19 protein-coding genes are annotated in these 19,881 nt (G+C 53.5%); 18 read left to right on the forward strand and 1 reads right to left on the reverse strand.

The annotated features are described in order from the left end of the window. Window positions 1–25: 25 nt before the first annotated feature. The 9 genes from BLT35_RS15725 to BLT35_RS15765 all read left to right on the forward strand — a co-directional run bounded on the left by BLT35_RS15725 (window position 26) and on the right by BLT35_RS15765 (window position 9,338). A complete protein-coding gene (locus BLT35_RS15725) occupies window positions 26–616 on the forward strand; it encodes a TVP38/TMEM64 family protein (protein WP_054817012.1) in 591 nt (196 codons plus the stop codon). A gap of 174 nt (window positions 617–790) precedes the next feature. Further along, window positions 791–1,168 (forward strand): PH domain-containing protein, encoded by a 378-nt coding sequence (locus BLT35_RS15730; protein ID WP_054817013.1) that lies wholly within the window; start codon window positions 791–793, stop codon window positions 1,166–1,168. A gap of 390 nt (window positions 1,169–1,558) precedes the next feature. Continuing rightward, the gene (locus BLT35_RS15735) at window positions 1,559–2,047 is read left to right on the forward strand and encodes an MFS transporter (RefSeq protein WP_074728888.1); all 489 of its coding nucleotides are present in this window, start codon (window positions 1,559–1,561) and stop codon (window positions 2,045–2,047) included. Between the two features lie 48 nt (window positions 2,048–2,095). Next, window positions 2,096–3,082: a sugar-binding protein gene (locus tag BLT35_RS15740; RefSeq protein ID WP_054817015.1), complete on the forward strand. Its 987-nt coding sequence runs from the start codon at window positions 2,096–2,098 to the stop codon at window positions 3,080–3,082. Then, window positions 3,079–4,578: a sensor histidine kinase gene (locus BLT35_RS15745; protein ID WP_074728890.1), complete on the forward strand. Its 1,500-nt coding sequence runs from the start codon at window positions 3,079–3,081 to the stop codon at window positions 4,576–4,578. The genes BLT35_RS15740 and BLT35_RS15745 overlap by 4 nt, the downstream gene beginning before the upstream one ends. Next, the gene (locus BLT35_RS15750) at window positions 4,553–5,929 is read left to right on the forward strand and encodes a response regulator transcription factor (RefSeq protein ID WP_062410271.1); all 1,377 of its coding nucleotides are present in this window, start codon (window positions 4,553–4,555) and stop codon (window positions 5,927–5,929) included. Before BLT35_RS15745 ends, BLT35_RS15750 begins: the two co-directional genes overlap by 26 nt. A 259-nt stretch (window positions 5,930–6,188) precedes the next feature. Continuing rightward, entirely contained in the window at window positions 6,189–7,511 is a 1,323-nt protein-coding gene (locus tag BLT35_RS15755) for an ABC transporter substrate-binding protein (RefSeq protein ID WP_062410272.1), read from the forward strand. An 82-nt stretch (window positions 7,512–7,593) separates the two neighbouring features. After that, window positions 7,594–8,517 carry a carbohydrate ABC transporter permease gene (locus BLT35_RS15760; RefSeq protein ID WP_062410273.1) on the forward strand — a complete coding sequence of 308 codons (924 nt, stop codon included), beginning with the start codon at window positions 7,594–7,596 and terminating at the stop codon, window positions 8,515–8,517. After that, on the forward strand, window positions 8,514–9,338 hold the full coding sequence (locus BLT35_RS15765) for a carbohydrate ABC transporter permease (RefSeq protein ID WP_054817018.1): 825 nt from the start codon (window positions 8,514–8,516) through the stop codon (window positions 9,336–9,338). Before BLT35_RS15760 ends, BLT35_RS15765 begins: the two co-directional genes overlap by 4 nt. A 51-nt stretch (window positions 9,339–9,389) precedes the next feature. On the opposite strand, the gene BLT35_RS15770 is transcribed toward BLT35_RS15765, so the two are convergent. Beyond that, window positions 9,390–11,081, reverse strand: a complete 1,692-nt coding sequence (locus tag BLT35_RS15770) for a glutamine--tRNA ligase/YqeY domain fusion protein (RefSeq protein ID WP_074728933.1) — start codon at window positions 11,079–11,081, stop codon at window positions 9,390–9,392. A 299-nt stretch (window positions 11,082–11,380) separates the two neighbouring features. Between BLT35_RS15770 and BLT35_RS15775 the strand changes: the two genes are divergently transcribed. The 9 genes from BLT35_RS15775 to BLT35_RS15815 all read left to right on the forward strand — a co-directional run bounded on the left by BLT35_RS15775 (window position 11,381) and on the right by BLT35_RS15815 (window position 19,877). Continuing rightward, window positions 11,381–12,226 carry a DUF72 domain-containing protein gene (locus BLT35_RS15775; protein ID WP_062410274.1) on the forward strand — a complete coding sequence of 282 codons (846 nt, stop codon included), beginning with the start codon at window positions 11,381–11,383 and terminating at the stop codon, window positions 12,224–12,226. A gap of 185 nt (window positions 12,227–12,411) precedes the next feature. Beyond that, window positions 12,412–13,398, forward strand: coding sequence for a cation diffusion facilitator family transporter (locus BLT35_RS15780; RefSeq protein WP_062410275.1), 987 nt, complete (start codon window positions 12,412–12,414; stop codon window positions 13,396–13,398). A gap of 343 nt (window positions 13,399–13,741) precedes the next feature. Then, on the forward strand, window positions 13,742–14,008 hold the full coding sequence (locus tag BLT35_RS15785) for a hypothetical protein (RefSeq protein WP_054817019.1): 267 nt from the start codon (window positions 13,742–13,744) through the stop codon (window positions 14,006–14,008). 388 nt (window positions 14,009–14,396) lie between these two features. Next, window positions 14,397–15,080, forward strand: a complete 684-nt coding sequence (locus tag BLT35_RS15790; protein ID WP_217437425.1) for a serine/threonine protein kinase — start codon at window positions 14,397–14,399, stop codon at window positions 15,078–15,080. Between the two features lie 281 nt (window positions 15,081–15,361). Next, complete coding sequence (locus BLT35_RS15795; protein ID WP_054817020.1) at window positions 15,362–15,802, forward strand: Dps family protein; 441 nt, start codon at window positions 15,362–15,364, stop codon at window positions 15,800–15,802. Window positions 15,803–15,899: 97 nt separating this feature from the next. Continuing rightward, complete coding sequence (locus BLT35_RS15800) at window positions 15,900–17,090, forward strand: PQQ-dependent sugar dehydrogenase (protein WP_074728893.1); 1,191 nt, start codon at window positions 15,900–15,902, stop codon at window positions 17,088–17,090. A 24-nt stretch (window positions 17,091–17,114) separates the two neighbouring features. Next, window positions 17,115–18,314 (forward strand): class I SAM-dependent methyltransferase, encoded by a 1,200-nt coding sequence (locus BLT35_RS15805; protein WP_062410278.1) that lies wholly within the window; start codon window positions 17,115–17,117, stop codon window positions 18,312–18,314. Between the two features lie 106 nt (window positions 18,315–18,420). Continuing rightward, window positions 18,421–19,338 (forward strand): DMT family transporter, encoded by a 918-nt coding sequence (locus tag BLT35_RS15810; protein ID WP_074728935.1) that lies wholly within the window; start codon window positions 18,421–18,423, stop codon window positions 19,336–19,338. Then, the gene (locus BLT35_RS15815) at window positions 19,335–19,877 is read left to right on the forward strand and encodes a DNA-deoxyinosine glycosylase (RefSeq protein ID WP_074728895.1); all 543 of its coding nucleotides are present in this window, start codon (window positions 19,335–19,337) and stop codon (window positions 19,875–19,877) included. Before BLT35_RS15810 ends, BLT35_RS15815 begins: the two co-directional genes overlap by 4 nt. Window positions 19,878–19,881: the final 4 nt, after the last annotated feature.

Genomic DNA, 19,881 nt, shown 5'->3' on the forward strand with positions numbered 1-19,881 from the left:
CTATACTGAGGTGAAGCGACACGAGATGAATTGGATGGAGACGATTACAAGTTTGGATTGGCATGATGTGGAACATTGGCTAAAGCAATATGAAGCCTTAGGGCCGCTTCCCGGTATTCTAGCCCCTATGGCAGAATCCTTTCTCCCCGCTTTGCCTCTGGTGGCTATCTTGATTGCCAATGTGAATGCCTATGGATTAGGCGAAGGCGTATTGCTGTCCTGGATCGGAGTAGTGTGCGGAAGCATCAGCGTGTTTGCAATCTTCCGTAAATTTGGTGGCAGGCTTCGCGGTTGGATCGAGCGGAAGCATCCCAGGTCGGAGAAATTAGTGCATTGGCTGGAGCAGCACGGGTTTACCCCCATTTTCCTGCTCGCATGCTTCCCGTTTACACCATCCTCTCTTGTGAACATAATAGCGGGGCTCTCCAAGGTTCCCATGCATACCTTTGTCTTGGCTACGGCTTTGGGCAAAGGCGTCATGATCTTTCTCGTATCGTTTGCCGGCCATAATTTGGACAGCCTGCTCAAACATCCCCTGAAAATAGCGCTGATTTTTCTTGTGTTCTTTATCATTTGGCTGTTCGGGCGTAAGCTGGAATCCAAATATTTTAAATGAAAGCACCGCTCTCTTCTGAAGCTGTCTGTTCAGGGGAGGGCGTTTTTTGTTAGGGAACTGACTTCCAGCATAGCTGTGCGTTTGGTGTTTACAGTATGAACGCGCAAAATTAGAGGTAGCGGTCTTGACGGCGGCATGATAACCTGAAGGAAAACAGAGGCAGAGGTGAAAGGAATGGGATTTTTCGACGGGCTCATGGGGAACGCATCGGAATTGAATGCGGTTGATCTCCAGAAAGAATACGCACGAATATTGGCCAAAGGCGAAACGATTGAGAAGGGGTATAAGGTCATACGCGATCTGTTCATTTTTACGAACAAACGTCTGATTCTGGTGGATAAGCAGGGCTTGACCGGAAGAAAGATGGAGTACCATTCCGTTCCTTATCGGAGCATCACGCACTTCAGCATTGAAACCGCGGGGAGCTTTGATCTGGATGCCGAACTGAAAATCTGGATTTCCGGGAATGCGACACCCATCCAGAAGCAGTTTAACAAGAGCTTGAATATCTATGAGCTGCAGAGCGTGTTGGCCGCTTACGTGCTGGATTAGACAATACGACGGGATCTAAAGCGATAGACAAAATGGGAATAATGATGGAAAGCCGGCAGCAGGGGGATTAAGGTTGCCATGATCGGGTGCCGCAACGATTCGTGCTAAAGCTCTGATGGCAGCTCATGCGTTCCGCCGCACCAAGTCAGAATAGGCCTGACGGGCCCTCGAACGAATGTTTGTTCCACGTGGAAAACGTAAAGGTCATACGAAAGGGGTATACCACCGGTGATCCGCAAAAAACGGTACTGTACATCCTTATTATCATCGCCTTTCTCGATATGATCAGTCAGCTGCCCGTGATTAGTTCTTGGGCTCAGAGTCTCGGAGAAGATCCGTTCATGATCGGATTAGCCGTAGGCGTTTATTCGCTTACGAATATGATCGGTAATGCTGCCGCTCAAGGCGGACGCGCTCGCTCTCCGCGAGCAGGCTGCAGGGCTGCTGCTAAGCACCTTCGGCGTGGTGGCGATCGGCGTGTTCCTGCTGCCGACCAACCGGATATTCGACCGGGTACCGCCGCTTTCCACCTTGCTGGCCGGGATGCTGACGATTGCCGCGGCCCTGCTTGGACTTTCACTGGCCGGCCGGGAGGAGAGCCTTTTCGCAGTTATGGCGATATACGGTATCGGCTTTGCCTTCATGTTTCCTTCTATGAACGCTCTTTTGACCGGTCACGTCCCCGAAGGAGATCGAGGAAAGGCCTTCGGGCTGGGGCCTGTTTCTGCACTTGACCCCCGGAACCAGCGAAGCTCCGCCTTCCGTCTTCCGGCTTATCACGGGAAGAGCGGCCTGCAACGTGGAAAGAAGACCCCGCTGTTCCAGCCCGGCTGGACGACCTTTGCGGTTTCTCCTATAATGGGCTTACACGTAAAATGAAAGCGTTGGCATCACGACGGGCGCTTAGCAAAGGATAGGTGCTGAACCATGTCGCGTAACAAATGGGCGATCGGCGTGTACGCGCTGTTTATCGTATTTTTATTGCTGCTCTGGCAGTTCATTCAGACCAGCTTGGCCATTCAATCCGTTGTCGGACAAATGGAGAGCGGGGCGTCGGCTGAACGGTCGGGTCCGCATCTGGTGCTTATTTCACAAGAGCTGGACAATCCGTATTGGCGGACGGTGGAGCGGGGCGCCCGGGATGCGGCATCGAAGCTGGGGGCGGATATCGAATATATCGGGCCTTATCGCAACAACCCGCAGGAACAGAAAAATCTGCTCGAGAAGGTGATCGCAGCCAAGGCCGACGGCATCCTCGCGCAGGGCATGGCCGACAGCGATTATATCGGCTTGATTAATCGGGCGGTAGCTCACGGCATCCCGGTGGTGACGGTGGATACGGATGCGCCGGAAAGCGCCAGGCTTACATATGTCGGGACGGATAACTATCTATCCGGACGTTTGCTGGGTGAAGCGGTAGTCAAGACGGCAGGAACGCGGGGAGAGATCGGCGTCATCATCGGCAGTCAAGAAGCGGCCAATCAGCGCTTGAGGCTGGAGGGATTTCTTTCCGTCATCGAAGCTTACCCGGAGCTCAAGGTGGTGGAAGTCCGCGCATCCAATATCTCGCGGATTCAGGCGGCACAACAGGCGGAGGATCTGATGAGAAGCTATCCGAATTTAACGATCATGGCCGGAACGAGCGCGCTGGATGCGATCGGTATTCTACAGGCCAAAAAGAAGAGCGGCCGGGAAGGACTGCTCATTTTCGGTTTTGACGATTTGGAAGAAACGCAGCAGGCGATCAGGCGCGGTGATATTCAAGCGACGGTCGTACAGAAGCCGTATCGGATGGGGTACGACGCCGTGAAGCTGATGCTTGAGCATAAGCAGGGGGCTGCGCTGCCGCGGGAGCATTATACCGAAACGGGACTCTTGACTCGGGAGGATTTGGGCGGGGAGGATTCGCAATGAGTATCCGCCGAAAGCTGTTCGTCTTTATCCCGCTGATTGTTGTGCTGATTAACTCGGTGTCTTTTTTCATCTTCCAAAGCGGCAAAACGGTTCAGGAAAGCTACAATCTCATGATGGAACGGATTTTATTATATAAGCAGGTCGCACAAGGAACGGAAGAAAATTTAAGCGCCCTGAGCTCTTACTTGATTGAGCCGAGCACGGGCAACCGGGATATCGTGGCCGATCGGAGAGAGCGCCTGCAGCAACTGCAAGCGCTTCTGACGGCAAGCCGAAACGAGCTGAATCCGTTGGGGCTCACCAATTACACCAATTTGCTGGAAACCTTCATTCATCAGGAAACATCGGTTGTGCAATCTTTGGAAGGAGGGACGCTGTCCTCCTATGTTTCTCTTTATGAGCAGGCGGAGAAAACGGCCGGCTTTATCCAGCAGGAAGGGCAGCATCTGGTTGACTTGGAGCTTACCCATTACCAGCCCTATTACCAGAGTATTCTTAAACTTACGAATCATATCAACAGCCTGGGATTTGCGATCTTTCTCGTGGGAACCCTCTTGAGTATCTTGTTTGCCATCTGGCTGTCGCAAAGCATTACGGAGCCGATCGGCCGGCTGGTGCAGACGGCCAAGCAGATCTCGAGGGGAAACCTCAATGTGGAGCCGCCGGCATCGCAAACCGACGATGAGATCGGCATTCTGACCGGGACGTTTCGGCACATGCTGTACAATCTCAAGGAGCTGATCGCCCGGGATAAGGAGCGGCTGGAGATGGACCGGCTTGTCAAGGAATTGGAGATCAAGGCGCTGCAGAGCCAGATCAATCCGCATTTTTTGTTTAATACGCTGAACAGTTTGTCCAAGCTGGCGTTGATTGAGGGAGCGGACCGGACCAGCGATTTAATTGTGTCCGTATCCCATTTGCTCCGCTACAATTTGCGCAAGCTCGACCAGCCGGTAACCCTCCGGGATGAGGTAGAGCATGCAAAGGAGTATTTTACCATCCAAGGTTCAAGGTTTCGCGATAGAGTACGCTTTGTAACGGAGATTGAGGAGGCCGCGCTGGGCCAGCTGATTCCATGTCTAACGCTGCAGCCGCTTATTGAGAATGCGTTCGTGCACGGGATTGAGAATATGGAGGAAGGTGCGGAGATTGCCCTTCGCATTTGGACAATACCGTATCAACGCCAAGTGATCGTACGGGTGGAGGATAACGGGGTCGGCATGCCGGAGGAGACCCGGATCGCGCTGATGCGGCAGGACGAGCAGCCGGTAAAAACCGCGGGGAGCATATCGGGGGAACCGCCGACTGAGAAGAAGGCATCGACGGGCCTTGGAACGCATAATGTGTTTAAGCGGATCCGCCTTTTTTATGGCCGAGACGATTTGGTAAGCATTCTGGGGAATACAAGACAGGGACAGGGCACGGTGGTGGAGTTAAGGCTGCCTATGCTTACGGAGGAGGTTAAGCCGGATGTACAGATTGCTGATCGCCGATGATGAAGCGTTGGAACGCGAGGGGCTGGAGCTGATTGTAAAGCGCTTTATGCCGGACATATTCGATATCGCGCATGCGGAGAACGGACGGACAGCCATTCAACGGGCGGATGAAATCAGGCCTGATATTGTATTTATGGATATTAAGATGCCGGGCATTCAAGGTCTGGAGGCGATCAGGGAGATCAAATCGCGGCATCCGCAGGCAAAGTTCGTGCTCGTGACGGCGTACGATAATTTCGCTTATGCGAAAGAGGCGATCTCACTTGGTGTAAAGGAGTACCTCCTCAAACCGATGAGGCGGGATCAGATCGCAGATATTTTGGGGAAGCTGACGGAAGAAATCGCAGCAGAACACAAAAAGCGGGAGGAAGAGCTGCGCCTGAGCGAACGGGCGATGGAGTTCATGCCGCTTGCAGAGAAGGAAATTGCGCTGTCCTTGATGCTCGATCCCTTGTATGACCACCATCTGGAACCTCTGTTTGGGCTGCTGGATTTGCGCGTGGTATGCGGATGCGCCTGCGTGATTTCGCTGCCGGTAAAGGAAGATGGGACGATCGATACTCCAGAGGGTATGAGCAGCGAGCAGCTGTATGAAGCGGTGCGGAGCCGGGCCAAAGCGACGGTGCCGCATGCTGTCGCCGGTCCTGTAGTGGGCAGATGGATCGCCTTGTTTCTTGTGAACGGGGATGAGAGCAAGCCGTTCTTCACCTTCCGTACCGAATCCCTGCAGTGGGGCAAGGAGCTGAGCAGCTTTATTACCGGGCAGCTAATGATCGGCGCCAGGCTCGGTCTGGGAACCGTAAAACCGGGTATCGAAGGTTTGCGCGTCTCGTTTAGGGAAGCGCTGTATGCGGCAGCTGCGGAAGGATCCGAGCGGCTGCAGCCGTTCGACCGGTTGCCCGAAGAGGCGGCCGGAGCGGCCAAGGGGTTGGAAGTCACCGTTTTTCCGCGAGGGGACGACATGAACCGGCAGCTGGACCAGCTTCAGGAGGAGAGGGGAAGGCGGGCCGGATCGGTATTGGACCGGGTGCTTGATTATATAAGGAAGCATTACCGGGAGGACATTTCGTTGGAGCAGGCAGCCGATCATGCGGGTTTGAATCCATTTTACCTCAGCAAGCTGTTCAAGCTGCAGACGGGAGAGACGTTTATTGACCATATTACCCGTTTGCGGATCGGCAAGGCCAAGGAACTGCTCGCGGATGAACAGTACAGTTTAAAGGAAATCTGTTATCAGGTCGGCTATCATGACCCGAACTATTTTAGCCGCGCCTTCAAGAGAGCGACAGGGGTTTCCCCGTCGCAGTATCGGCAGCAAAAAGAGCTGTCGGCCGGCGCTGATCAAGCTTGACCAAATCAAAGCGGGATAAAGTCCATTTTCTATAGGGAAATGGATTTTTTTGCTGTAGTGCCAAAAAAATACTAGAAAATGAAAATTGATAGTTAGCGTTTTCATCCGGAATTAAAACAATCCAGATTCATGCCAAAGAAATGCTGGCTTTAACCGGTGTGTAAGCGGGGTCTCCTTGATATGATGTAAGCGCATACTATCGTGAAACTTCATATAGAGCGCTATACGGTTTTAACTCAGATCAAAGGGGAGATTACAAATGAAAAGAAATACGGTAAAGGTTCTTTCCGTCTTGACAGCCGGTGGCCTGCTGCTTGCGGCCTGCAGCTCCGGAACGCCGAATCCGCAGGGACAGGAGACGCCGCCGAAGCCGTCCGAACCTGCCAAAACCGATGCAAAGAAGCAGGTGGAGATTTTCAGCTGGTGGACCGGAGCGGGCGAGGAAGCCGGACTGAAGGGGCTTATTCAGCTGTATAAGGAGAAAAACCCGGACATTGAAGTCATCAATGCCGCCGTCTCCGGCGGAGCGGGTACGAATGCCAAAGCCGTTTTGGCAAGCCGGATGCAGGGCGGAGATCCCCCGGGTACGTTCCAGGTTCATGGAGGCGCGGAGCTGAATGCCGGATGGGTCGCCGCAGGCAAAATGGAGCCGCTGAACGATCTGTTTGATCAGGAAGGCTGGAAGGATAAGTTTCCGAAGGAACTGATCGAGCTGGTCAGCAAAGACGGCCAAATTTACTCCGTTCCTGTGAATATTCACCGGGGCAACGTGCTCTTTTATAACAAAAAGGTGCTCGATCAGCATGGCCTGAAGGCTCCGACAACGTTCGAGGAGTTCTTCCGGGTCGCGGATACGCTCCAAGCCAAAGGGGTCACCCCGCTGGCGCTTGGAGATAAGGAGCCGTGGACGGCATCGCATCTTTTTGAGACGGTGCTTCTCGGCTCCCTCGGTCCCGACGGCTACAAGAAACTGTGGACCGGTGAACTGAGCTTTGAGGATGCATCGGTCAAGAAAGCCGCGGAAACCTTCAAAAAAATGATCGGTTACGTCAATAAAGACCATGCGGCGCGCAACTGGCAGGATGCAGCCCAGCTCGTAGCGAAGGGCGAGGCGGCCATGAACGTCATGGGCGACTGGGTGAAGGGGTACTTCACTACGGATCTCAAGCTGAAACCGAATGAGGATTTCGGGTGGGCGCCCACACCGGATTCGGAGGGAAGCTTTATGGTCATCACGGATACGTTCGGGCTGCCGAAGGGTGTGAAGGATCCGGAATCGATCAAATCGTTCCTGAAGGTACTAGGGTCTGTCGAAGGGCAGGATGTGTTCAATCCGCTCAAAGGGTCCATTCCGGGGCGGATCGATGCGGATGTCACCAAATACGACGTGTACGGGCAACAAACGATTGAAGATTTCAAGACAAGCAAGCTGGCGCCGAGCATGGCTCACGGGTCCGCCGCTCCTGAGGGCTTCGTGACACAGGCCAATCAGGCCATGACGATTTTTGTTACGAGGGGCGATGTCGATCAATTTACGAAGTCGCTTCAGCAGGCTGCAGCCGCAAGCGGTATCAAAAAGTAACACGGAATTTACCCGGTGGCGCGGGCGGCGGCAAGACCGTTGTCCGGCTGTTCCGGGTCTGGTTTGGGGAGGTGAATGACAAATGAATACATCAGCCTCGGAGCGGTGGATCCCTGTGCTCATGATCCTGCCCTCAGCTATAGCCATTGCTGTGTTTGTATATGGTTTTATCGCATGGACCGGCTACGTTTCGTTTACCGATTGGAATACACTGGTGAAGAACCTGAGCTTCGCGGGTCTGAAAAACTATTCATTTTTGTTTCAGGATTTCCGGTTTCAGTCAGATTTGCGCAATACGCTGGCGTTTACGATCTTGTTTATTACAGCAACGATGGGCATCGGACTTTTGCTGGCTCTCCTGATCGATCAGAAAATTAAAGCGGAGGTGCTGTTCCGAAACATTTTCATTTTCCCAATGGCGCTGTCGTTTGTTGTTACCGGCGTTGTCTGGCAGTGGCTGCTCAACCCGTCCACGGGCTTGAACCTGATTTTGCAGTCGTTGGGCGTAACGAATGTGCCGGATTGGTATATCAGCACCAGGATCGTACCAGCGATTTCCATTGGACAAATCGAATTCGGCCTGCCGCTTGCGCTTATTGCCGTCGCCATTGCTACGGTCTGGCAGATGTCCGGATTCACGATGGCGATGTATTTGGCGGGGCTGCGCGCAATCCCGGACGACTTAAGGGAGGCGGCTCGGGTAGACGGGGCAAAGGAACGGGAAATCTGGTTTCAGATCATTCTGCCTCAATTGAAGCCGATTACGGTAAGCGTCATCATTATTCTAGGGCATATTTCGCTCAAAATCTTCGATCTCGTCTATGCGATGACCGGACCGGGCGCGATGTTCGTTACGGATGTGCCTGGCGTATATATGTTTGAGACGACGTTCCGGGGCAATCATTACGCCCAGGGCGCAGCCATATCGATGATTATGCTTGTGCTGGTGTCGCTGCTCATTGTACCTTACCTGATGGCCAGTATGCGAAAGGAGGAGTCGGCATGACGACCGCTCTGAACGCGAGACGCTGGGGGCTGTATATGCTGCTCGTTCTGCTGGCGCTCTTTTATCTGCTTCCGGTGTATGTGATGGTCACCACCAGCATCAAAGGAATGGACGAGATTACGCTCGACCAGATGTGGAAGCTTCCTTCCGGGGTTTACTTTGAGGGATATCGCGAAGCATTCAGCAAGCTGGCGCCGAATCTGTGGAACAGCCTGCTGCTCGCCGTGCCTGCCACGGTGCTCTCTGCACTGCTCGGAGCGCTGAACGGCTATGTGTTGAGCAAATGGAAGTTCCGCGGCAGCGACACATTGTTTACACTGATGCTGTTCGGGATGTTCATCCCGTATCAGAGTATTCTGATTCCGCTCATTCAATTTCTGCAGACGATCGGCCTGTACAACTCGATTCCCGGTCTGGTTTTGGTGCATGTCGTATACGGACTGCCGATTTGTACACTCATCCTGAGGAACTTCTACGCGGGCATTCCGACCGAGCTCCTTGAAGCGGCTAAAATCGACGGCAACGGATTTTTCGGTATTTTCCGCTACATCATATTTCCGCTTTCCATTACAGGATTTGTGGTCGTTGGCATTTGGCAGTTCACCAACATCTGGAATGAGTTTCTGTTTGCAGTTTCGCTTACGACCCAAAAGCAGCAGCCGATCATGGTCGCTCTGCAGAATCTGTCCGGCAGTCAGGTGGTGCAGTGGAACGTCCAAATGGCCGGCGCACTTTTGGCCGCTCTGCCGACCCTGCTGGTTTACGTGTTTCTTGGCAAATATTTCATCCGCGGCTTACTCGCGGGATCGATCAAAGGCTAAAAGAGAAATGCCCGCAGAGCACTTGCTGCCTATGCTCTGCGGGCATTTTGCTTATTTCACCTGAAACGAGCTTTTCAGCGATACGATTCGGTTGAATACCAGCTTATCGGTTGTCGTATGTTTCGGGTCTACATTGAAGTAGCCGTGGCGGAACATCTGGAACTTATCATAAGGCTTCGCGTTTTTCATGTTGTCCTCCACATAACCGTGGAGGATCTCCAATGAATTCGGGTTCACCTTGTCAAGGAATGATTCGCTCTCTTCCATGTTGTCGTCGAGAATAAGCGGCTCATACAAACGGAATTCCGCCGGCTTAGCGCTTGTAGCCTCAACCCAGTGGATCGTCCCCTTCACCTTGCGGCCGGTAAACCCGCTGCCGCTTTTGGTCTCGGGATCGTAGGTACAGCGCAGCTCAACCACGTTGCCGTCGGCATCCTTGATCACTTCTTCGCACTTGATGAAGTAAGCGTGCTTCAGGCGTACTTCATTGCCGGGGAACAGACGGTGATACCCCTTCGGCGGCTCCTCCATGAAGTCGTCCCGCTCGATGTAAATCTCACGGGAGAACGGGATCTGGCGCGTCCCCATCGCTTCGTTCTCCGGGTTGATCTCTGCATCCAGCATCTCCACTTGACCTTCCGGATAGTTGGTGATGACGACTTTTAACGGCTGCAGCACGGCCATCGTGCGCGGCGCCTTCAGCTTCAGGTCCTCACGGATAAAATGCTCCAGCAGTTTATCGTCCACCACGCTGTTGTTCGTCTTGACCACGCCGACTTCGCGGCATAACTCACGAATCGCCTCCGGTGTATAACCTTTGCGGCGCAGGCCGGAAATCGTCGGCATCCGGGGGTCGTCCCAGCCGTCCACGAGCTTCTCGTCCACAAGCTGCTTGAGCTTTCTTTTGCTCATGACGGTATTGGTCAGATTCAACCGGCCGAATTCATATTGTTGAGGCACACATTCCATTTCACATTCACGGACGACCCAATCATACAAGGGGCGATGGTCGGCAAACTCCATTGTGCAGATGGAATGAGTGACGCCCTCGATCGCATCCTCCAGCGGATGGGCATAATCGTACATCGGATAAATGCACCATTTGTCACCGGTGTTGTGATGATGAGCGTGCGAAATCCGGTACAGCACCGGGTCCCTCATGTTGATATTCGGCGAGGCCATGTCGATTTTGGCGCGGAGCACCTTCTCGCCGTTCTGGAATTCGCCCTTGCGCATCCGCTCGAACAGGTCGAGATTTTCCTCCACGCTGCGGTTCCGGTACGGGCTTTCTTTGCCGGGCTCGGTGAGCGTGCCGCGGGTTTCGCGGATTTGCTCGGCCGTCAGGTCGCATACATACGCCTTGCCCTTACGGATCAGCAGGACGGCGCGATTGTACATTTCTTCGAAAAAATCGGAGGCGAAAAACAACTTCTCCCAGTCAAAGCCGAGCCACTTTACATCTTCTTTGATCGATTCGACATACTCCGTATCTTCCTTCAGCGGATTCGTATCGTCAAAGCGCAGATGCGTCCTGCCGCCGAATTCGTCCGCCAGCTCGAAATTCAAGCAGATCGATTTGGCGTGTCCGATATGCAGATAGCCGTTGGGCTCCGGAGGAAACCGGGTCACGATTTCTTTTACTCTCCCCGCCTTTAAGTCTTCGGCCATAATCGTTTTAATATAATTGGAGGATGAAGCAGATACAGGTTTTGTTGTTTCCACAGATATCAACCTTTCTAACATGAATAACTGCAAAAATCTATTAACATCTATAATACACAAAATGAACCGCAATTATAATGGTTTTTAAGCACGAATCTATGAATTTAGGGTGCAGCAGACATATAGGGCGGCGAATTTGTACAATGACTTCAGGCCTCCCGGCCTTTCTTGCACACGCGTCTTTTGCGGTAAAGCAGCCGTCAAAATGGCGTACCTGTATGGAAATGGACTCGTCTGCTTGGCTCATGGACCGGCTTCGCAAGCTTGTGACCCGGACAAGGACAAGATACAATAACGATAACGGGTTTGGAGGTGAGCGAATGATTCGAATCGGACTTGCCGGCTGGGGGGATCATGATGAGCTTTACGAACGGAGTGTCGGGGCAAGGGATAAATTGAAGGTATACAGCCGTTATTTTTCCGTGGTGGAGGTGGACAGCTCCTTTTATGCCATACAGTCGGAAAGCACCTACGAACGGTGGGTAAACGATACCCCGTCCGATTTTTCGTTTGTTATCAAGGCCTATCAAGGCATGACCGGCCATCTTCGCGGTCCGAGCCGATTCTCCGACTCGAAGACGATGTTCGAAGCGTTCTGCAGCTCGATCCGTCCCGTGCAAGAGTCGGGCAAGCTGAAAGCGGTGCTGTTCCAGTATCCGCCATGGTTCGACTGCACGAGGATGAACGTGGAGCAGCTCCGGGAAACAAGAAAGCGGATGGATGACCTGCCCGTTGCTTTGGAATTCCGTCATCAAAGCTGGTTTTACGACGATATGAAGGAGAAAACCTTGTCCTTTATGGAGCGGGAGGGCTGGATTCACAGCATTTGTGACGAACCGCAGGCGGGGGTCGGATCTGTTCCGACCGTGTTGCATCCTACTGATCCGAATCTCACCATCGTCCGTATGCATGGCCGCAACGCAGAAGGCTGGAACCAGGGAGGCAGCCCCAATTGGCGGGAGGTGCGCTACTTATACCGGTACAATGAGGCGGAGCTGCTGGAGTGGAAAGGCCATTTGGAGCGGCTGCAGCAGCAGACGGCCGAGGTGTGCGTCATCTTCAACAACAACTCGGGAGGAGACGCGGCACACAATGCAGCCCAATTGATGAGACTGCTGGATCAGCCGACGAAACCGTTTGCGCCTCAGCAATTGGACTTGTTCTGAATCATTTCGCGCCTGACTCACCCCGTTGTCGCTGGATGCCGGGCGCGAAATGTTACGATTGACAAATCAGGGAAGCAGATTCATAATGAACATATGAATAATTGTTCATATATAAGTAAAACAAACCCATGTTATGGCATATAATAATAGAACTTGCTGATTTGCGCAGTCAGGGGGAATGCATCTTGTCTCAATCAAGCAGTCATCATCACGGACACCATCACCAACACGATCACCATGACCACCACGGCCATCATCACCATCACCATCGTCATGATCATGCCCGCGATGGCAATAAGAAAGGGCTCATCCTCGCCTTGATCATTACCACGAGCATCATGCTTCTCGAGTTTTTCGGAGGGCTTGTGACGGGAAGTCTGGCGCTGCTCTCCGACGCCGGCCATATGCTGAGCGATGCGGGATCGCTGCTTCTCAGTCTGGTAGCGATCAGCTTTGCGGCGAGACCGGCCACCTCCGGCAAAACCTATGGCTTTTACCGGGTCGAGATTCTAGCGGCGCTGTTCAATGGCGTGACATTGTTCGTTATTGCCTTTTTTATTATACAAGAAGCCTATGGCCGATTTTTGGCCCCTCCTGAAATCGCCAGCGGATCGATGATGCTGATCGCCTCCGCGGGCCTGGCCGCCAACCTGCTGAGTGCCTGGGCCTTGATGCGTAAAGGCGACGTCCGCAACAACGTCAATCTGCGCAGCGCGTATCTGCACGTGATCGGAGACGCCTTGGGCTCTGTAGGCGCCATGGCCGCGGGGTTGGTGATGCTGCTGTTCGGCTGGTATGTAGCTGATCCGATCATCAGCGTGCTGGTCGCGCTGCTGATTTTGAAGAGCGCATGGGGAGTCATTCGGCATGCGGTTCACATTCTAATGGAAGGGGCGCCTGCCCGTTTGAATTCGAAAGAGGTACAAAAGACCTTGGAGACCATAGACGGCGTGATCGATGTGCACGACCTGCATATATGGACCATTACCTCCGGGCTGGATTCACTAAGCTGCCATCTGCGTATCGAGGACGGCCGGGACAGCCAGCACATTCTGCAAAGCGCGATACAAATCATTGCATCCCGATTCCATATTCATCATACGACCATACAAGTAGAGGCTTCAGGAATTCTTCATGAGAGATGCGAGTATGAAAAAGGGGGAGGCCACTGATGGCCCGTGAATTCGACGTCTTTGTGGTTGGTTAGGGTCAGGCATGACCTTTGAAAGGCCGGAGATCGCTCCACCGCCAAGACCAACCATGGCCTTTTTTCCGAAAGCGGGTGATCTTATCGACGGGACCTTTTCTTAAGCCGTTCATTCCGGCATTCGCCGCATGCCGCCAAGGGTATATTTTTCAAGTACATACTTTCTCCTGACGAACCCTGCCCAACTTCGGGAAAAGGCTTCTTCATTCGCATAAATTTCACCGTTTCTTCCCACATTAACACCAACCCGATGCGACCGTTCCTTAAGACCCGGTTGCAGGAACTGAGGGAGAAAGGAGGACCCGCGAATGTCCCGTTACGATTCCAGCTTGCAGTCGCAAAATCCGATTTCGCAAGCACAAAACTCGGTGAAGAAGGCGCATAATGCCGTAAAGCAGGCAGAGTCGCATCCGTCCGGGCAGATGATTGAACAGGCCGAGGCAGCCGTGGAGAAGGCGCAACGGTCGATCGAGCAGGCGTCGCTCAGCCATAATCAAGAGCCGGTACAGCTGGCCGCCGACATGCTGGCTGAGGATGAAAGCTCTTTGCACAGTTTGAAGCCAATAGAGGAGTAGCCGATGAAGCCGGGAACCGCCCGGCTTTTTTCTTTTACTTCATGCTCATAGGTCAGCTGCGGTTATCTCTGATCCGGACGTATGTACCCATTACTTCCAGGTTGTGCGGATGGCCTGTACAAGCTTTGGCGGTATCGTGTGTTTCATCGCTTTTCCGGCACCTTCTATGCTACAATGACAGTAATTGGAATAGGCTGGAGTCCTGACGGGCACACCTTGTCTATATTAATCTCCGACGAAGCGTGTTGTCTTTTATGATTATTCTCCTGCGGATGGTCGAATTTCCAGCTGCTGCACGTGGGTCACGGAGGAGCAGCTCGCCGAACAGCCTCATGCCGCAGGGTGTTTCGCTTCAAACTCGGAGTGAAAGGGAGACCAACATTCTGTTATGGCGGATCATCTAGCGAAACCGTCGGAAGAGGAAAAAGCTTGCGGGAAACGGCAGCGGTGGATCGAACTCGTCGAATCGGAGCTTTTGCCCGGGCTGACGCTGACCAGCGAGCAGCCGCACAATCCGGTTGTCGTCCACAGGTACCCGAAGCCGTGGCGGCTGGTCGGGGCGGGGAATTATGCAGGGGTGTTTGCGCACCCCTCATATCCTGACCGCGTGGTGAAGGTGTATGCACCGGGACGTGAAGGCCTGGAAGAGGAAGCGGAGGTGTACAGGCGGCTTGGAAAACATCCGGCGTTCTCCGAATGCTTACACGTGGGAGATGTCTATCTGGTGCTTCGCCGGTTGAGCGGCGTTACGCTGTATGATTGCGTCCGGCGCGCCATCCCGATTCCGCGGCAGGTGATTGAAGATATCGACGACGCTTTGGCGTATGCCGTACAGAAGGGGCTCTATCCGCACGATGTCCACGGCAAGAATGTCATGATGAAAGACGGCCGGGGCATCGTGGTGGATGTCTCGGATTTTTTGCGCAAGGAGCCTTGTTCCATGTGGAACGACCTAAAAAAGGCATACGATCTGTTGTACATTCCGCCGCTTCGCCGGGTGCCGATTCCTGAATTCATATTAAACGCCGTCCGGATCGGTTACCGGATGTGGAAAAAGCCGGCTCGTAATTAGGCGGACGAAACCGCGGCGGATTGGCCGCTTGTGAAATGACAATTTTCCTTTTTTGGCAGGAAAAACAAACTTGTCGGCGAAATGGTAATGAGGCGCCGATACGGCATCCGTCAATGGACGGAAGACGGGTCATTCTAAAAAGCGGGGCCAAACGGTTCGTAACAACCGTATATGAAAGCCTGCTACATGAACATGCGGCGTTCCGCACAAGATAATACGTAGTACCGTTCGTAAGCATACCTTATGCTTGTGAAATTGAAAATTTCAAGGAGGATCCCCCGATGTCCAAAAACTTAAACGAAGTGTTAAACACACAGATTGCGAACTGGAGCTTGCTGTATATCAAGCTGCACAATTACCATTGGTATGTCAAAGGCCCTCAGTTTTTCACGCTGCACGTAAAATTTGAGGAATTATATACCGAAGCTGCGCTGCATGTGGACAATCTGGCCGAGCGTCTGCTTGCGCTCAAGGGCCAGCCGGTAGCTACCATGCGTGAAATTTTGGAACTGGCGACCGTACACGAGGCAACGGGGAACGAGAATGCGGAGCAGATGGTCCGCGCTATCGCCAATGACTTCAACACGGTGGCCGCGGAGCTGAAGGAAGGAATGGCGATTGCCGAGGCGGCGGACGATGAAACGACAGGCGATATGCTGCTTGCCATTCACAGCTCGCTGGAAAAGCATACGTGGATGCTGGAATCGTTTTTGGGCAAATAAGGAGATCAAGCCAAGCGAACCTCTTCGGTCAGACGGGTTCGCTTTTTTGTGCTTCGTTTGGGTATAATGGAAACAAAAGGGATGGAGGGGAACTCATATGTTCGGACGACCATCGGTCATTTTCTTAGGATTAGCATGCGTGCTTGCTTTTAGCGGCTGCGATGCCGCCCGCCAAACCGCTCCTTCGCCGGTAAACGAAAATCCCGCTGCTTCAAACGATTCGGCATCATCTCCCATTCCGTATAAACAGGAAATTATCGCCACCGGATTGGATATCCCATGGGAGATTGAATTTGCACCGGACGGCCGTATCTTTTTTACGGAGCGCGGAGGTTCGCTGCGGCTGATCGATCAGGGAAAGCTCGTCGACGAGCCGGTATTCCGCTTTGACGACAAGCTGTACACCCAAGGGGAAGCGGGACTGCTCGGACTTGCGCTGGACCCGAAATTTAACGAGAACCATTATATGTATGCCTATCACACGTACATGAATGGAAATCAACCGCTCAACCGGGTTGTCCGGCTGAAGGAGAGCGGAGGCAAAGCGACTCTCGACAAGGTGCTGCTGGACGGCATGCCGGGCAACCGGATTCATGACGGCGGACGCATTAAATTTGGGCCGGACGGATTACTTTATGTGACGAACGGAGATGCTGCCTCCCCATCCGTGGCGCAGGATATTGGTGTACCCGCGGGCAAAATCCTCCGTATTCACCCTGACGGTTCAATTCCGGCGGACAATCCGTTCCCGGGCTCGCCGGTGTACAGTTTCGGTCACCGCAACCCGCAAGGTCTGGCGTGGCATCCGGAGACAGGACAGCTGTACAGCTCGGAGCACGGACAATCGGCGCACGATGAGATCAATCGGATTGAGCCGGGTGCCAATTACGGATGGCCATTGGTTCAAGGCGATGAAACCGAGGCAAAGCCGGACAACAACCATACGGACAAGGCAGGTCCCGGACCGCTGATGAAGCCCATACTGCACAGCCATACCGTCACTTGGGCGCCGTCAGGTATGACGTTTATCAGTCAAGGGCCTTGGAAAGGCCATTTGCTTGTTGCGAATCTTCGCGGCACGCAGGTGCTGCATGTGGTTCTGACGGAGGATGGCAAGGGCGTGCATGCCTCGGATGCTTTGCTCAAAGGGGAGTTTGGGCGCATTCGCACAGTAACCGAAGCGCCGGACGGTTCAATCTATATTTTGACTAATAACCGCGATGGCCGAGGGAATCCGAAGGACGACGATGATAAAATCGTTCGCTTCATTCCCGCTTTCAATAAATAAACGGATGAGGATTGTGACTTAACCATGCAAGAAGAGCTGTTGGAGCTAATCAAAAGACTGCTGGGTGAACGCTTGCTGATTCAAGCGACGCTCAGCCAGGTGCGCCGCCGCGACCCGAGCGGTAACGGGTGCACGAAGGTGACGGTCAAGCCGGTGGAGCTAAAAGGTGAGCTGAACTACCAGTTCAGCTCATTTTGCGGTCCGAAGGTGTTTCATGACAACCTGCGCCCGGAAGAAGCGGAAGCAAGGTTTGCCGAGCTGTTCGCGGAGCAATTCCGCCAAGGGCTTCTGCAGACCGGGGAGGCGGATTACCAGGTGCTGATCAGCAAAAAAGGCAAGACCGGCATTCTGAAGAAACCGCCGACCAAGCAAGCGGTCGCAGCCATCACCCATAACAGGAAAAAGAATTATGTCATCGAAGAAGGGGAGCCCGTTCCCTTTCTTGTCGAGCTTGGCATCATGAATGCAGAGGGAAAGGTGTTGGCGAAGAAATACGATAAATTCCGTCAAATCAATCGTTTTTTGGAGATGATTGCTGACGTACTGCCTCATCTGCCGCAAGGGAGGACCTTGCATATGGTGGACTTCGGCTGCGGCAAATCGTATTTGACCTTCGCTCTCTACCATTACTTGAAGGTGATGCAGGGGATCGATCTGCGGGTTGTTGGCCTGGATCTTAAAGAAGATGTCATCAGCAGCTGCAGCGCGCTTGCCCAACGGCTCAGCTATGACGGCTTGCGGTTTTTGGTAGGCGACATCGCCCAATATGACGGGCTGCAGCAGGTGGATATGGTGGTGACGCTGCATGCCTGCGATACGGCGACCGATGCGGCGCTGGAGAAGGCGGTCCGCTGGGGCGCTTCGGTGATTTTGTCGGTGCCCTGCTGCCAGCATGAGCTGTTCCGGCAGGTCCGCAGCGAGGTGCTGGGGCCGCTGCTTCAGCACGGAATCTTGAAGGAACGTTTCTCGGCGCTGGCTACGGATGCGATTCGCGCCAAGCTGCTGGAGCTTCTCGGCTACCGGACACAGCTGCTTGAGTTTATCGATATGGAACACACGCCGAAAAATATTCTCATTCGCGCGGTCCGCAGCGAGAAGCCGCTGCCGCCTGCGGAGCAGGCCAAGCTGGCGGAGAGCTATATCGCCTTCCGTAACTTTCTTCAGGCGGATCTTTATTTGGAGCGTGCGATGAAGCCGGAGCTGGCAGCCTTGCTGAAGTCATAGCCGGGTGGGCGGAGAAAAGAATCATCCGCTTCCGGCTGCTTGTATTACAATAAGACAATCCTACAAAGCATTCATTCAAGAATGCATAAAATCGAGGTGCCGGGTTTTGGGGTATTTATTGCTGCTGCTGGCGACGCTGTCATGGAGCTTTGTCGGCATTTTGGTTAAATCAACGACCGGTTTTGTGGATAGTACAACCATTGCCTTTGCCCGGTTTGCGTTTGGCATTGTGTTTTTGGGAGGTCTGCTGCTCCTGAAGGACCGCGCCTTGAAGCTGAGATTTAACATGAAGTGGATATGGATCGGGGCGGCAGGGAAATGCTGCAATTATTTATTTGAAAATATCGCCTTATCGATCGGTTATTCTTACGGCAATATTCTGATCGGACCGATTCAGACGGTAATTTTGCTGGTGCTGTCGGCTTTCTGGTTTAAGGAACACGTATCGGTCAGAGGGTGGATCGCCGCGGCGCTTTGTATTGTCGGCGTCCTGTTGATCAGCTGGAACGGCCTCTCGTTATCCGAATTGCTCCAAGGCGGGATGGTGACCACGCTGTTGTATGGGCTTGCTGCTCTCGGTACGGCGTTTCACGTGCTGAGCCAAAAGGTGCTGATCAAGGAGATGGATGCAGGGAATATGAATTTCTCTGTCTTTCTGGTGTGCACGGTTCTGCTGGCGCTTCCGCTGCCCTGGACCTTTTCCTGGTCAGGCGAATTCAGCGCTTACGGCCTGCTGGCTCTGGTGCTGCTTGGGGTCATTACGGGGCTTGGCTTCTATTGGTTCTCACTCGCGCTCAAGCTGGTTTCTTTCCCCATTGCGGTCATCGTCAGCAACAGCTGGGTGCTCTTTTCGATTTTGTGGGCCTATTTGTTTTACCATGATCCGATTACGATCTATGTGATCGGCGGCGGAGGATTTTTTGTCGCCGGGCTGGTGCTGCTGAATTTGCCTCTTCGTTCGGCGGTGGAACGCCAGATATCCAGGAAAATGGCGGGGCCAAGCGGAGGGGCGGATGTAAGATGAAGGAGACTAATCAGCCTCGGGGGCCGCTTTTGACGGGATTTCCCCCGGTGGCCGATGAACGGTGCCGAATCCTGATACTCGGTTCCATGCCGGGGAAGGCGTCGCTTGACGTGGGGCAGTATTACGGGCATCCGCGCAATCATTTTTGGAGGCTTCTCTATGCGCTGCTGGACGGTGGCGCCCCGGAGCCTTCTTATGAGGCCCGGATTCGGTTCGCTTTATCGCGCCGGGTGGCGCTTTGGGACGTGTTGCGGTCATGCGAGCGCCAAGGCAGTCTTGATGCGGCGATCCGTCGGCCGGAAGCTAACGATTTTGAACGTTTTTATCAGCGCTGCCCGTATATTCGATTTGTTTTCTTTAACGGGAGCGCTTCGGAGCAGTTGTATCGGCGTTATGTGAAGCCTGTGGAGAAGGATGCCGCGCTTCGATGCTACAGGCTGCTGCCGTCGTCGAGTCCGGCCCGGGCAATGACGTTCAGCGCCAAGCTGGAGGCGTGGCAGCCGCTTCGGGAGGCCTGGTTAAGTGGAGCGGAAGGATAAAAGC

This window comes from Paenibacillus naphthalenovorans, from assembly GCF_900099895.1.
Classification (GTDB): Bacteria; Bacillota; Bacilli; order Paenibacillales; family NBRC-103111; genus Paenibacillus_G; species Paenibacillus_G naphthalenovorans.

Coding starts and splice junctions, on each gene's coding strand:
- BLT35_RS15795 (WP_054817020.1), top strand. CDS start 15,362: ATGTCCAAAAACTTAAACGAAGTGTTAAACACACAGATTGCGAACTGG.
- BLT35_RS15805 (WP_062410278.1), top strand. CDS start 17,115: ATGCAAGAAGAGCTGTTGGAGCTAATCAAAAGACTGCTGGGTGAACGC.
- BLT35_RS15760 (WP_062410273.1), top strand. CDS start 7,594: ATGAATACATCAGCCTCGGAGCGGTGGATCCCTGTGCTCATGATCCTG.
- BLT35_RS15755 (WP_062410272.1), top strand. CDS start 6,189: ATGAAAAGAAATACGGTAAAGGTTCTTTCCGTCTTGACAGCCGGTGGC.
- BLT35_RS15770 (WP_074728933.1), bottom strand. CDS start 11,081: ATGTTAGAAAGGTTGATATCTGTGGAAACAACAAAACCTGTATCTGCT.
- BLT35_RS15815 (WP_074728895.1), top strand. CDS start 19,335: ATGAAGGAGACTAATCAGCCTCGGGGGCCGCTTTTGACGGGATTTCCC.
- BLT35_RS15775 (WP_062410274.1), top strand. CDS start 11,381: ATGATTCGAATCGGACTTGCCGGCTGGGGGGATCATGATGAGCTTTAC.
- BLT35_RS15730 (WP_054817013.1), top strand. CDS start 791: ATGGGATTTTTCGACGGGCTCATGGGGAACGCATCGGAATTGAATGCG.
- BLT35_RS15735 (WP_074728888.1), top strand. CDS start 1,559: ATGCTGCCGCTCAAGGCGGACGCGCTCGCTCTCCGCGAGCAGGCTGCA.
- BLT35_RS15785 (WP_054817019.1), top strand. CDS start 13,742: ATGTCCCGTTACGATTCCAGCTTGCAGTCGCAAAATCCGATTTCGCAA.
- BLT35_RS15800 (WP_074728893.1), top strand. CDS start 15,900: ATGTTCGGACGACCATCGGTCATTTTCTTAGGATTAGCATGCGTGCTT.
- BLT35_RS15745 (WP_074728890.1), top strand. CDS start 3,079: ATGAGTATCCGCCGAAAGCTGTTCGTCTTTATCCCGCTGATTGTTGTG.
- BLT35_RS15725 (WP_054817012.1), top strand. CDS start 26: ATGAATTGGATGGAGACGATTACAAGTTTGGATTGGCATGATGTGGAA.
- BLT35_RS15765 (WP_054817018.1), top strand. CDS start 8,514: ATGACGACCGCTCTGAACGCGAGACGCTGGGGGCTGTATATGCTGCTC.
- BLT35_RS15740 (WP_054817015.1), top strand. CDS start 2,096: ATGTCGCGTAACAAATGGGCGATCGGCGTGTACGCGCTGTTTATCGTA.
- BLT35_RS15750 (WP_062410271.1), top strand. CDS start 4,553: ATGTACAGATTGCTGATCGCCGATGATGAAGCGTTGGAACGCGAGGGG.
- BLT35_RS15790 (WP_217437425.1), top strand. CDS start 14,397: ATGGCGGATCATCTAGCGAAACCGTCGGAAGAGGAAAAAGCTTGCGGG.